The organism is Frankia sp. CeTa3Moorea, from assembly GCF_978021225.1.
Window position 1 is genome coordinate 25,271 of sequence record NZ_CDXDOR010000015.1, and the last position, 13,416, is coordinate 38,686.

The 13,416-nt window shown below is 73.4% G+C and carries 6 protein-coding genes and 1 pseudogene; 5 read left to right on the forward strand and 2 right to left on the reverse strand.

The window, feature by feature from the left end; all coding sequences use genetic code 11:
* The 4 genes and pseudogenes from AC08OV_RS04885 to AC08OV_RS04900 all read left to right on the forward strand — a co-directional run.
* Positions 1 to 216 (forward strand): annotated as a pseudogene (locus AC08OV_RS04885) (galactose-1-phosphate uridylyltransferase); the annotation flags it as partial.
* A gap of 66 nt (positions 217 to 282) precedes the next feature.
* The gene (galK, locus tag AC08OV_RS04890; protein WP_476615976.1) at positions 283 to 1,632 is read left to right on the forward strand and encodes a galactokinase; all 1,350 of its coding nucleotides are present in this window, start codon (positions 283 to 285) and stop codon (positions 1,630 to 1,632) included.
* A gap of 96 nt (positions 1,633 to 1,728) precedes the next feature.
* Positions 1,729 to 2,433, forward strand: coding sequence for an SDR family oxidoreductase (locus AC08OV_RS04895; RefSeq protein WP_476615975.1), 705 nt, complete (start codon positions 1,729 to 1,731; stop codon positions 2,431 to 2,433).
* A 421-nt stretch (positions 2,434 to 2,854) separates the two neighbouring features.
* Positions 2,855 to 3,367, forward strand: a complete 513-nt coding sequence (locus tag AC08OV_RS04900) for a hypothetical protein (protein WP_476619357.1) — start codon at positions 2,855 to 2,857, stop codon at positions 3,365 to 3,367.
* A gap of 18 nt (positions 3,368 to 3,385) precedes the next feature.
* Here the strand turns inward: AC08OV_RS04900 and AC08OV_RS04905 are convergent, their stop codons facing one another.
* Entirely contained in the window at positions 3,386 to 6,547 is a 3,162-nt protein-coding gene (locus AC08OV_RS04905; protein ID WP_476619358.1) for a tetratricopeptide repeat protein, read from the reverse strand.
* A 31-nt stretch (positions 6,548 to 6,578) separates the two neighbouring features.
* Positions 6,579 to 10,685 (reverse strand): ATP-dependent RNA helicase HrpA, encoded by a 4,107-nt coding sequence (gene hrpA, locus AC08OV_RS04910; RefSeq protein WP_476615142.1) that lies wholly within the window; start codon positions 10,683 to 10,685, stop codon positions 6,579 to 6,581.
* Between the two features lie 502 nt (positions 10,686 to 11,187).
* Between hrpA and AC08OV_RS04915 the strand changes: the two genes are divergently transcribed.
* On the forward strand, positions 11,188 to 13,416 hold a 2,229-nt coding region (locus AC08OV_RS04915), incomplete at its 3' end, for a sensor histidine kinase (protein WP_476619359.1).

Below are 13,416 nucleotides of genomic sequence, written 5' to 3' on the forward strand. Positions count from 1 at the left end.
CCGGACCTTGATCCTGGCCGGGGACCCGGCGATCCACCCGCGGTGTTCTGGCAGCTGCACGCCCACTTCTATCCGCCGTTGCTGCGCTCCCCGACTATTCGCAAGCATCAGGTCGGCTATGAGATGCTCGCCGACGTGCAGCGCGACCTCACCCCGGAGGCCGCCGCGGACCGGCTGCGCGCCGTCATGGCTCCCGTCGCCGCGAACCGGGCCTGAGCCGAGCCCGCGCGGCCGTAGTCATCCCGCGTGCCGCAGGGCCCACGACTCCCCGACACTGGCGTCATGAGAGCCGCCGAGCATCCGGCCGCCGAGCATCCGGCCACCGAGCGTGCGGTGCGCGCGTTCGTCGAGACCTACGGAGAGCGGCCCACCCACCTCGTCCGCGCGCCCGCCCGGGTGAACCTCATCGGCGAGCACACCGACTACAACGACGGCTTCTGTCTTCCGGTGGCCATCGACCGGGAGCTGTGCATCGCCTTGCGCCGTAACGAGGCACCCGAGCTCCGGCTGGTGTCCGAGCAGGATGCGGTGCCCGCCGTGATCCCGCTGCCGCCGCCGGGCCTCGACACCCCGGTGTCCGCCCGGGCACCCGGATGGGTCCGGTATGTCGAAGGCGTCGCGGTGATGCTGGCCGCCGAGTCGGCCTCCCGCGCCGCCGCCGGATCGGGGGCCTCCCGCGCCGCCGCCGGATCGGGGGGCTCCCGTGCCGCCGCCGGGTCAGGCTTCCCGGCCGGAGGGGGCCCGGTGCCCTGGCGTGGCACGCTGGCCAGCGACATCCCCGTCGGTGCGGGACTGTCCTCCTCGGCCGCGCTGGAGCTGGCCGTCGCCCTGGCCGGTGCGCATCTCGCCGGCTTGACGCCCTCGCCGACGGAGCTCGCCCTGCTCGCCCAGCGGGCGGAGAACCTCTGGGTGGGGGCGGCGACGGGCCTGCTCGACCAGCTCGCCTGCGCCGCGGGCGTGGCCGGCCACGCGCTGCGGATCGACTGCCGCACGCTGACGACCGAGCCGGTGCCGCTGCCGGGCGGGCTGGCCGTGGTGGTCATCGACACCGGCTCGCGCCGACAGGTGGTGACCAGCGAGTACGCCACCCGACGGGCGGAGTGTGAGCGGGCGGCGCGGGCGCTGGGCGTCGCCGCGTTGCGGGACCTCACGCCCCGGTCGATGGACGAGGCGGTGGCCCGGCTCGGCAGGTCCGCCCGGTCGGATGGGACAACCCGGCTGGGCGGAGCGGCCGGCGGGACCGGTCTGGACCCGGTCGCGCTGCGCCGAGCCCGGTTCGTCGTCGCCGAGAACGCCCGGGTCGACGCCGTCGCCGTGGCACTGCGCGCGGGCGACGCCCCAACGGCCGGGCGGCTGTTGCTGGCGGGGCATCGCGGGATCCGGGAGGACTTCGAGGTGTCGGGTCCGGAACTCGATGCGGCGGTCCAGGCGGCTTCGGCGGCTCCGGGGTGCTTCGGGGCCCGGATGACCGGCGGTGGTTTCGCGGGCTGTGCGGTGGCCCTCGTCGACAGGTCCCGGCTGACCGCCTTCACCGAGGCGTTCGAACCGGCGTACACCGCGCTGTCCGGCCGGCGGGCCGTGCTGCACATCTGCTCGGCGGTCGCCGGCACGTCCGTCCTGGACCTCGGGTAGTGACCGGGGAACGTCCGTCCCACCAGCTACGCCGTCGACGTCAGCCGCCGCACCCCAAAACCTGACTGACCACCTCAACCGGCACGATCTATCAGCGTGACCACATCCGTTCTCCTGATCACCGGGGCTTCCTCCGGCATCGGCGCCGCGACAGCGCGACTCGCCGCCAGCAAAGGGTGGCGCCTCATCCTCGCCGCCCGCTCTCACCATGCCCTTCACGAACTTGCCGCGGAACTGGGCGGCCCAGCCCGGGCCGTGGCAGCCCCCTGCGACATCAGCGACTGGGACCAGGTCACCACTCTGCCCACGCTCGCCCACGGCGCGTTCGGTCGACTCGACGCGGTGTTCGCCAACGCCGGCTCCTTCACCGCCACCTCCTTCCTGCGCGGCACCGGATCCCCGCAGCAGTGGCGCGAGATGGTGCTGACCAACGTCTACGGAACCGCCCTCGTCGCCCGGGCCACCCTGCCCACCCTCGTGCAGTTCCGGGGACACTTGGTGCTCACCGGTTCGGTGGCCGGCCGCATCACCGTCCCCGGGCAGCTCTACTCCGCCACCAAGTGGGCCGTCACCGCCATGGCCCAGTCCAGCCGAGCCGAGGTCACCAGTACCGGCGTGCGTGTCACCCTCATCCAGCCGGGACTCGTTAAAGCCGGCGAAACATCGCCCGACCGGGCCACCGACCCGAAACTCGGCACCACTGACGTCGCCCGTGCGGTCCTGTTCGCACTCGAGCAATCCGATACCGTCGATATCAACGAGATCGTCGTCCGGCCCACCGGTCAACAGCCACACCGCTGAAGGTCTACCTGGCCCGTCCAGCAGATAGGGGATGGCGTGGCTCGGCGTCGAGATAGGCAACCAGGACTCGATACTCTAAAATTCCGATCATGGCTCTGACCTGGGCCGTTGCACTACCGCCGGATCGCTGCAGAATCGGCCCACGATCCACCGCCGATCATGCCTTCAACCTGCGACTTTACTTTCGGGGTCGGGTCTCTGATCATCCCTGGAGGGATCGCAACGGTTGTGTCCGACTGTTGGATATCGAGGACAGGCGGGTCGCTGATCACCCCTGGAGGGATCGCAACGCGTGCATTCCGGCCGTGACGAGTGCCCCTCCGCTGGTCGCTGATCATCCCTGGAGGGATCGTGGTGGGGCACGGCGGGCCGGTAGCGGTGGGATCATGACTGGGAGCCTCAGGGACGGGAGAAGACTGTGATGTCCGAGGAAACCGCTGGCCCGTCAGGTGAATCTGCGGCCGAGCGTGAATCGGGGGCGCGGCCGCCAGCCGGTCGGGAACCGTCCGGGCAGCCGGCGCCCGATGCCGACGCGGGGCGCGACGCCGATACGGGGGCGGATGAGGCTCGGGCGACGTTTGAGGGCAGGTTCGACCTCCGTCCGGTCGACTGGGACGGCTCGTTCTCCCGAGTATGGAACGCGCGGCATGGCCAGGAGTTGACGAATGAGCTTGCCGCCGAACAGGAGCGGCGGGAGAACCGGAAGTGGTTCGAGCGGTATAGACAGGAGCTGCTGGACCAGATGGATGCGGAGTCCGCCCGGGAAGAGGCGCGGCGCCGGGAGGAGGACCGCGAGCGGGCGGCGGAGGGCGGGCGGCCGGCGCGGGGGGCGGCGGACGAGGCGCTGCTCCGCAAGCTGGAGCTGCTCGATCGGTTTCCGCCCGTCGACCCCGGTGAACCCGACGAGCCGGCCGGGCCGGCCGACCCGCGGTGACCGGCGTGCCGGCGTCAGTCAGGGGTCGCGGTGGCGGAACCTCGGCTCGGCCGGGATCGGCCGTTCGAGAGGCGGCTGATCGTGGCGGACCTCGCCAACAGTGTCGGCGAGGGTGCGACGGGCCCGGGTGCTGTCCGGATGGAACGGGCCGTGCTCGCGTAGCGCGTCGGTGAGCGCGGCGCGGTAGAGGGGGACGGCGTCGGCGGGCCGGCCGGCCTGGCGGTAGGTGTCGGCGAGGGCGCCCCGGGTGGCGCGGGTGTCGGGGTGGCCGGGGCCGAGGAGCCGCTCGCGGACGGCGAGAACACGTTCGTTCAGGTCGACGGCCTGCGGAAGCCGGCCGGTGGTCCGGTAGACCTCGGCGAGCCCGTCGGCCGTGCGCAGGGTGCGCGCGTCGCTGACACCGTGCGCCCGACTCCGGTCGGCGAGTAGCCGTTCGAGCAGCGGCACGGCCGCCTCAAGCTGGCCGGTGCGCCGGTAGGTCGTCGCGAGGGCGTTCCGGGCGTCGACGGTGCGCGGATGGTCGCGGCCGAGGACGTGCTCGTGGCGGTCGAGGGCGCGTTCGAGGTGGGGGACGGCGTCGCCGGGTCGGCCCAGCCTGAGGTGGGCGGTGGCGAGGTTCTCGCGGGTCTCAGTGGTCTCGGGGTGGTCGGGGCCGAGGGTGTGTTCCCGGCCGGTCAGCGCGCGGCCGAACTCACGTTCGGCGTCATCGAGTCGTCCGGCCCGCAGGTGGGCGCGGGCGAGTCCGTCGACCGTTTCGAGGGTGTCGGGGTGGTCGGGGCCGAGGGTGTGTTCGCGGCCGGTCAGCGCGCGGCCGAACTCGCGCGTGGCGTCGTCGAGCCGTCCGGCCTGGTGGTGGGTGACGGCGAGTTGGTGGCGGCTGCCGAGGGTGGCGGGATGCTCGGGGCCGAGGACCCGTCCGCGGGCGGCGAGGGTCTGCTCGAACAGCGGCACGGCGTCGCCTACCGCCCCGATCCGGCGGTAGGCGACGGCGAGGCTGTGGCGGGTGTCGAGGGTGGCGGGGTGCTCCGGGCCGAGGATCCGCCGCCGGTCGGCGAGGGTGTCCCGCAGCAGTCGGGCCGCCTCGTCGCCGCGGCCGGCGGCGTCGTAGGCGCGGCCGAGGCTGTGCCGGCCTTCCAGGGTGTCGGGGTGCTCGGGGCCGAGGATGCGTTCTCGCTCGGCGAGGGTGCGCTGGAACAGGTTGACCGCGTGGTCGACCTGGCCAACCTTCTGGAACGCCCAGGCGAGGGTGTCCCGGCTGACCAGGGTGGCGGGATGCTCGGGGCCGAGGACGCGTTCGCGGTCGGCGACGGTGCGCTCGGCTAGGCGGCCGGCGGCGTCGATCCGGCCGGCGGCGAGGGTCACCTGTGCGAGGGTCTCCCGGCAAGCCAGGGTGTCGACGTGCGCCGGGCCGTCGAGCCGCTCGCGGGCGGCCAGGGCGCGGGCCGCGAGGGGGAGGGCCTGGTCGGCCCGGCCCTGCTCGAGCAGGTAGGCCGCCGAGCGTTCCGCCAGCCAGGCGGCCTCCGGACTGTCTGCCTCCAGACGGTCGGTGGCGTCGGCGTCGATGGGGTCGGCGTCGGTGGGGTCGGCGTCGGTGGCGTCGAGCACGGCGAGCGTGTGCGGGAGCAGCTCCCGCCAGGCGGGCCAGGCTTCCGGGTTGGCGGTGACGGCGTCGGGCAGGGCCGCGCGCAGCATCCGGGTCATGGTCGCGACGATCTCGTCGGCCTGGTCGGGGCTGGTGTGGGTGTGCACGGCGGCCCGCACCAGCCGGTGCATCGTCACGGTGTCCGTGTCGCGGTGGGCCAGGCCGTACCGCTCCAGGGCGCCGACGGTGTCGGCGAGGGCGAGCGGGTCGCCGGCCGCCGCCCGCAGCCCGGAATCGGGGATCGCGTCCGGCTCGGCGGTGAACAGCCGGATCGGGATCGGTTCGTTGTCGCCGTGCGCGACGATCCGCAGCAGGTGGCCGGCGGCCGGTGCCTCGGCGTCGAGCCGGCGGATCGGCTCGTCCCAGAGAGTGGCGGCGGTGGCCCCGGGCCGCCCGCTCACCTCCCCCTGTGCCAGGAGGACCTCCGGCCGGTCGATTAACACCTGAAGGTAGGTCTCGGCGGGGGTGCGGCCGGTGCTGATGCGGTGGGCGGCCTGGTCGAGGGCGAGCGGGTGGTCCCCGAGCCGCTCGGCGATCCGGTCGGCGACCGTCCGTTCGACGGCGGGCAGCCGGCCGGCGAGCAGGGTGACGGACTCGGCCCGGTCCATCGGTCCGACCGGCACGACCGGGCCGAGATGGTCCCAGCCGGGGTTGCGGGAGGTCAGCAGCAGCCGGCCGGGTTCGGCGGGCCGCAGCCAGTCCGGCAGCGTGTCGGCGTCGGCGGCGTCGTCGAGCACGATCAGCCAGCGGCCGTCGGCCCGGCCGAGGTTCGCGATCACGGCGGCCGGTTCCGCGTGGCCGGGCAGGCCCACCGCCGGGGCGAGCTCGCGTACCCGCTCGCCGATCAGCTCGGGGCGTTCCGCCGGCACCCACCACACGGCGTCGAGATCCGCCCGGTGCTGGCGGGCGTACTCGGTGACCAGGCTGGTCTTCCCGATCCCCGCGATTCCCGTCACGGTGACCAGCGGCGAGCGGGACAGCGCCTCGTCGAGACGGGCGAGCGCGGCCGTCCGGCCGACGAACCGGGCCGGCTGGTCCGGCACGTTCCACACCGCCGGCAGCTCCGGCGGGAAGATCCCCCGCCGGCCGGGGAAGCCCGGCGGCTGTTCCGGCTGTGGCCGGTCGCCACGCAGGGCCGCGAGCAGGCTGGCCCGGACGGCGATCTCGCTGCGGTCGAACAGGTCGACCGGGACGAGCTGGCCGAGCAGACCGGGCAGCGGCCGGTCCGCCACCCTGGTCACCAGCAGCCGGCGTTCGCCTCCGGTCGGGTCGGCCGACCACGCCGCCGCCCATTCGGCGACCGCGGGCGAGGAGCGCAGGTAGCCGTCGGAGACCACCGCGACCGTGTGCCGGGCCTGGCTCACCGCCCGGTCCAGCCACCCCACCCGGTGCGTCCCCGCCGGCGCCCAGGACTCAAGCAGGACCTGGTAGCCGGCATCCTCCAACGTCCCGGCGATCCATTCGGCCCAGGCCCGCCCGTCGTCCGCGTACGACACGAAACAGTCGGGAGCGCCGTGCCCATCGCCCCCGCCGGTCACCGTCCCAGCATGGCATAGTCACCGAAACGGATTAACCGAGGATGGCGTCGATCGCTCGGTAGACGCGTTCCTCGGAAACCGGGTACGGGGTGCGCAGGCTCTGCGCGAACAGGCTCACCCGCAGCTCCTCGATCATCCAGCGGAGGCGCCGGATCTCGGGCGCCGGCTCCCGGCCGGCGGGGACGGTGGCGAGCAGCTCCCGATAGGCGTCCTGGACGCGCCCGACGGTCGCGGTGTTGAGCCTGTCCCGCCCGGGATCGCGGGGCAGCCGCTCCAGCCGCCGTTCCAGCGCGGTCAGGTAGCGGACGAGGTCCGCCAGCCGGTCGGCCCCGGTGTCGGTGACGAATCCCCGGTAGATCAACGAGGTAAGCTGGTCGCGCGCGTCGGCCACCGACGCCGCCACCGCCGGGGCACGCAGCTCGCGCAGCGCCAGATCGACCGCGTGGGCGAGGCCGAGCACCTGCTGAACCTCGCGGACCACCTCGAAGGCGGTCTCGGGCAGTCCCGCGCGTACCGCGGCGAGCAGCGCGGTGAAGCCCGCTTCGTCCCAGGCGGGCCCGCCGGCTGCGGCGATCAACCGGTCGGCGGCGGCCCGCACGCAGTCGTCCAGCAGGTCGGCGGCGTCGCGGTGCGGGTTGTGGCTCAGGGCCAGCTTCGCGGCGTTCGACAGCCGGGCGTTGAGGCCGCGCACCGGGGAGGGGACGCCCAGCAGCACCAGGCGCCGGGTGCCGGCCCACATCAGCTGGCGCTGTTCGGCCTCGGTGTCGGCGGCCCGCACCGCGACCGAACCGCCCTCGTCAACCAGCGCCGGGAACGCCTTCACCACGTGGCCGCCTACCGCGTTGCCGCCCACCGCGTTGCCGCCGCGGCGCAGCTCGACGACCTTCGGCAGGGTGCCGAGGTCCCCCCACGCCCGCAGGCCGGCCCGCTCGAGGCCGTCCGCCGCGGCGGCGACGGCCTCCCGGGTCCTCGGGCGCAGCCGCTCCTTGATGGCGTCGAGGTCCTTGCCCTCGGCCAGCACCCGCCCGCCGGCGTCCTCCACCCGGAAGGTGAACCGCAGGTGATCCGGCACACCCGCCAGCGACCAGGAGTCGCGCGGGATCTCCGGCCCGCCCATCCGGCGCAGCTCGTGTTCCACCGCGGTGAGCAGGGGCACCTGGCGTGGCGTGATGTTCGCCAGGACCGCCTTGGCGTAGTTCGGCGCCGGGACGAAGCTGCGCCGCACCGCTTTCGGCAGCGCCCGGATGAGGGCGGTGACGAGCTCCTCGCGCAGCCCCGGCACCTGCCATTCGAAGCCCTCGGCGCCGACCTGGTTCAGCACGGCCAGCGGGATGTGCACGGTGACCCCGTCGGCCGCCGAGCCCGGTTCGAACTGGTAGCTCAGCGGCAGCGCGAGGTCGCCCGCCTGCCAGACGTCGGGGTAGTCGGCCTCGGTGATTCCCTCGGCGCCCGCGGAGACGAGCATCGAGCGCGGGAAGTCGAGCAGGTCCGGGGTCGTCCGGCGCGCCTTGCGCCACCAAGCGTCGAAGTGCCGGGCGGACACAATATCCGCGGGGATGCGCTCGTCGTAGAAATGGAACAGCGTCTCGTCGTCGACGACGATGTCGCGCCGCCGGGCCCGGTGCTCCAGCTCCTCGACGTCGGCGAGCAGCTCCCGGTTGGCGTGGAAGAAGGCGTGGCGGGTCTGCCAGTCACCCTCGACCAGCGCGTGCCGGAGAAACAGCTCCCGGCACAGGACCGGGTCGACCCGGCTGTACTGGACCGGCCGGGAGGCGACGATCGTCACCCCGTACAGGGTCACCTTCTCGTCGGCGAGCACCGCGCCCTGCCGGCGCGACCAGCGCGGCTCGCTGTACGTGCGATGCACCAGGTGGGCGGCGAGCGGCTCGATCCAGTCCGGGTCGATCCGCGCGGCGGTGCGGCCCCACAGCCGGGAGGTCTCCACCAGCTCGGCGGCCATCACCCAGGCGGGTGGTCCGGACGGCCGCTTCGGCGCGTCCTCGCCCGCCGGGTCCCCCGGGTCCGCCAGCGCGGCTGTCGGGTCCGCCGACGTGGCTGCCGGCCCGGTGCGCTCGGCGCGGTTCGACCGCCGGGCCAGGGCGGAGCCCGGCCAGAGCGCGAAGCGGCCGCCGCGGGCGCCGGCGTACTCCCGGCGCTCCGGGTCGTAACGACCAATATGCGACAGCAGCCCGGTCAGCAGGGCTCGGTGCACGGCCCGTGGATCGGCCCGTGGATCGGCCGCGCCGGAGCTATCGTCCCGGGGGGCGAGCCCCAGGCCGCGGGCCACCGCGGCGAGCTGGCCGTGCACGTCTTGCCATTCCCGGATGCGCAGGTAGTTGAGGAACTCCGTGCGGCACATCCGCCGGAACTGGTTGGCCGACAGCTCGCCGCGGGCGTCGCGCAGGTAGTTCCACAGGTTCAGGTAAGCCAGGAAGTCCGAGGTCGGGTCCGCGAACCGGGCGTGGCGGGCGTCGGCCGCCTGCTGGTGCTCGACCGGGCGCTCCCGGGGATCCTGGATCGCGAGCGCGGCGGCGATGACGAGCACCTCGCGCAGGCAGCCCTGCTCGTCGGCGGCGAGCACCATGCGGGCCAGCCGGGGATCCACCGGGATCTGCGCCAGCCGCCGGCCGAGGGGAGTGATCCGGTGGCGGGGATCGGCCGCGGTGGCGTCGAACGCTCCCAACTCGGCGAGGAGTAGTTCGCCGTCGCTGATCTGGCGGGGGTCGGGTGGATCGAGGAACCCGAACGTGGCCATCTCGCCGAGGCCGAGGTCGGCCATCCGCAGGATGACCGAGGCCAGGTTCGTCCGCAGGATCTCCGGATCGGTGAACTCCGGCCGGCCGGCGAAGTCCTCCTCGCTGTAGAGGCGGATGCAGATGCCGTCGGCGGTCCGCCCGCAGCGCCCCTTGCGCTGGTTGGCGGAGGCCTGTGAGATCGGTTCGATGGGCAGCCGTTGCACCTTGGTGCGGTGGCTGTAGCGGGAGATCCGCGCGGTGCCCGGGTCGATCACATAATGGATCCCCGGCACGGTCAGCGAGGTCTCGGCGACGTTGGTGGCCAGGATCACCCGCCGTCCGGTGTGCGGCTGGAACACCCGGTGCTGCTCGCCGGCGGACAGGCGGGCGTAGAGCGGCACGATCTCGGTGTTCGGCCGCTGCTCGCGGGTGAGTGCCTCGGCGGTGTCGCGGATCTCCCGTTCGCCGCTGAGGAACACCAGGATGTCGCCCGGGCCCTCCGCGCACAGCTCGTCGACCGCCTCGCTGATGGCCTGGGTCTGGTCGCGCTCGACCTCGCCGTTCTCCCTGCCGGTCCTCCGCCCGTCGGCCGGGCCGCTGGCCGATCCGCTGGCCGATCCGCTGGCCGGGCCGTCGGCCGGGCCGTCGGCCGCCGGGACGAGTGGGCGGTAGCGGACCTCGACCGGATAGGTGCGCCCGGACACCTCGATGACCGGGGCGTCCGCGAAGTGGGCGGAGAACCGGGCCGTCTCGATCGTCGCGGAGGTGATGACAATCTTGAGATCCGGCCGGCGGGGGAGCAACGACCGCAGGTAGCCGAGGATAAAGTCGATGTTGAGGCTGCGCTCGTGCGCCTCGTCGATGATGAGCGTGTCGTAGCGGCGCAGCTGGCGATCGGAGGAGATCTCGGCCAGCAGGATGCCGTCCGTCATGAGCTTGACCAGCGTGTTCTCGTGCACCTGGTCGGTGAACCGGGTCTGGTAGCCGACGACGCCGCCCGCCTGGGGAGCCGGGGTGCGCAGTTCCTCCGCGAGGCGGTCGGCGACGGTACGCGCGGCGATTCGGCGCGGCTGGGTGTGCCCGATCATCGCCCGGATCCCGCGGCCGAGCTCCAGGCAGATCTTCGGTAGCTGGGTGGTCTTGCCGGAGCCGGTCTCCCCGGCGACGACGACCACCTGGTGATCCCGGATCGCGGCGAGGATCTTGTCCTTGCGCTGGGTGACCGGAAGGATGTCGGGGTAGTCGAGCGTCGGGACGCTGGCCCGGCGCCGCTCCACCTGCAGCGCCGCCCGGTCCACCTCGGCGGCGATGGCCTGTAGGGCCCGCTGGCGCGCGGCGGGCTCGCGGGTGCGCCGGCTCTCGGCGAGCCGTCGGCCCAGCCGATGGGCGTCGCGAGGAGACAACCCGGTCAGCCGCGCGGACAGCTCCGCCGGTGGTACTGGGCCTGCCGGTGGTGACGGCTGCGGCTGCGGCTGCGGCTGCGGCGTGGGCGGCCTGGGCGGCGTGGCGGGAGGATTCAAGAGCTGCCTTTCCACACGTCGTCAAGCCTAGGACACAGCTGTCCCGGCGGCGTTGCGTTCCTCCGGCCCGTCGGGCGGTGGCGGTGACTCTTCGGTCAGCGAATTTTGGGGACCTGAGCACGGTCTGCGGTCCCTGGACCGTGACTAGCTCCCCCGACTGGGAGGTCGGGCCGTCCCGCTACCTTTTCGACGGATGAGCGGTCCGACGGATGAGAGGCGAGCCGGTCCTTTGCGGACCAAGGCGAGGCGCCGCCGGTAGCCTGCCAACGGCCCGCCCGGTCGGCGGTGGGTCGCTGCTCGACGCCGTCGCGGCCTCTATGCCGTCGCAAGCTTGTCGTCGACAGGAACCTCGATGCTGAGGGGACAGAGCCATCATGATGATGAGGTGCGAAGTCGGCCCCTACCCTGGTCCGGGCGACCTCCCCGGGCCGCGCAGGGCGTGACTGCCGACGGGCGGGAGGCGGCCTCGCCCGGGGTGCGGGAGCCGGTCCCGTGCGGGGTGCGCGAGGCAGTCCCGCTCGCGGCGCCGGCCTCCTCCGCCGCCACGGGCACCGCCGCTACCGCCTCCGTGGGCACGGTGACCGCCTTCGGGGAGGGCACGCTCGAGCTGGGCCGAGCCTCCGTCGAGTTGGGCCGGGCTTACCAGGCGCTGGAACAGGTCATGGGGCGCGTCCTCGTTACTCTGCGGGCGGTCGCGGTCCTGCTGACGGTGTGTTACGTCGCGGTCTGGCGCTGGTACGACCACAGGCCGGCGGCGATGGCCGTCGCGGGGCTGACGGTCATCGGCGGTCTCGTCTTCTGCGTCGTCGGCCTGCGACGCGGGATCCGTCGATCGATGACCACCAGCACGGTCGCGATGTCGACGGTCCTCGCCCTGACGGCCTCGTCCTGGTTGCCGCCCGCTTCGGTGGGGGACAGCGGGAACTTCGTCTTCCTGACCGCCATCAACGCCGGGATCGTGACGGTCTGGACATTTCCGACGGCCGTCGCGTCGGTCCTGCTCCTGACGCTGTGCGGCGCCACTCTCGTAGGCGGCTGGGGCCACAACCCCCAGGTCTTCTCTCAGACCGCCATGCTGCTGATCATTCCCGGTCTACTCGGGCTGGCGATCGGTCGACTGCGCCGGATCGCCCGTACGGCCGACCAGCGCTGGGCGAACGTTGTGGCCCGGCACCGCAGCGAGGCGGTGGTCCTCGCCGTCGCCCGCGACCGCCGGGAACGGGAGCGAGTCATCCACGACACGGTGCTGAACACCCTGACCGGCATCGCCTGGGGCGGGGGACGGGACGTGGAACTCACCCGGCGTCGATGTGCGCAGAGCCTCACCGCCGTGCGCGGCCTGCTCGACCGGGACGACGAGGCCGGTCCGCCGATCGGCGATCGGTTGGCCGAGGCCGTCCGCGACGCCGCTCGACGGGGGCTGCAGGTCAGCCTCGAGGACCGGCGTCTCCCAGCCGTCGCGGGGGAACCTCCCGGTGAGCCCCCGGCCGTGGTTGTGGAGGCCTTCGTTGGAGCGGTCGGCGAGGCGCTGGTCAACGTGGAACGGCACTCCGGCACCCGGCGTGCCTCGCTGCTCCTCGCCGGTGGCCCGGGCCTGCTCATCGTGACGGTGTCCGACGCCGGGTGCGGCTTCGACCCGCAGCGGGTCGACCCCGCCCGGCTCGGGCTGCGCGAGTCCATTGTCGGACGGCTGGTGGACGTCGCCGGGACCGCCCGCATCGACGCGCGCCCGGGGCAGGGCACCGTTGTGGAACTGCAGTGGCGCGCCCCGGACGCGACGACGGGGCACGTGACGCGACCACAGCCGAGCGATGATCGCGGCGATCGTCGGGACGTCGCCGCGATCGCCGCCGAGCTACGCGACGCCTATGCCGCCGGGCTGCGTCGGGCGCTCGGGCAGATCGCCGGGCTGTGGCTGATCATCATGCTCGTGCCGTTGGTCGGCACGGGTGGATGGGTGCGGACGATGGCTGGAGCGGGAGCGCTGTGGCTGCTGGTGGCCGCGCTCACCGTCACCTTCGTCCGGCGCGGACGGAGTCGGCCGATCAGCGGTCCCGAGGCGGCCGTGCTGCTGTTCCTGGCCCTCGCCGTCGCCGTCGCCGGCATAGCGAACACCGTCGGCGCGGACATCGTCCGGATCGCGGACTGGCCGTTGCTCGTGCTTCCCCTGCTCCTAGCGTTCATCACCGCCTCCCGGCCACTCTGGGAATGGGTGGGTGCGCTGCTGGTCGCGATCGCCATGATGATCGTTGCGGTGTTCCTGCGTGGTACCACCGAACCGCTGGTGCTGGCGCGGCTGGGGGTACTGATCTACGGTGCGTGCGGGGTGCAGATTGTGACCGCGATGCTGGGTCCCCTGCTGCGCGGCACCGCGGAGACGACCGCCCGCGCCCTGGCCGCCGAGGCTGAGGTCGCCGCCCAGGTGGATGCGTTCACCATGATCAGGTGGGAGCGGGCGCGGTGGTTGCGCACCGTGGGGTGGGAGGTGCTGCCGTTACTCGACGGAGTCGCGGGCGGTTGGCTGGACCCGCGGGAAGCCGCCGTTCGGAGCAGGTGCGCGATACGGGCGGCCGCCGTTCGTCGCATGATCACCGGGGGTGGTCCGTCGTCGGCG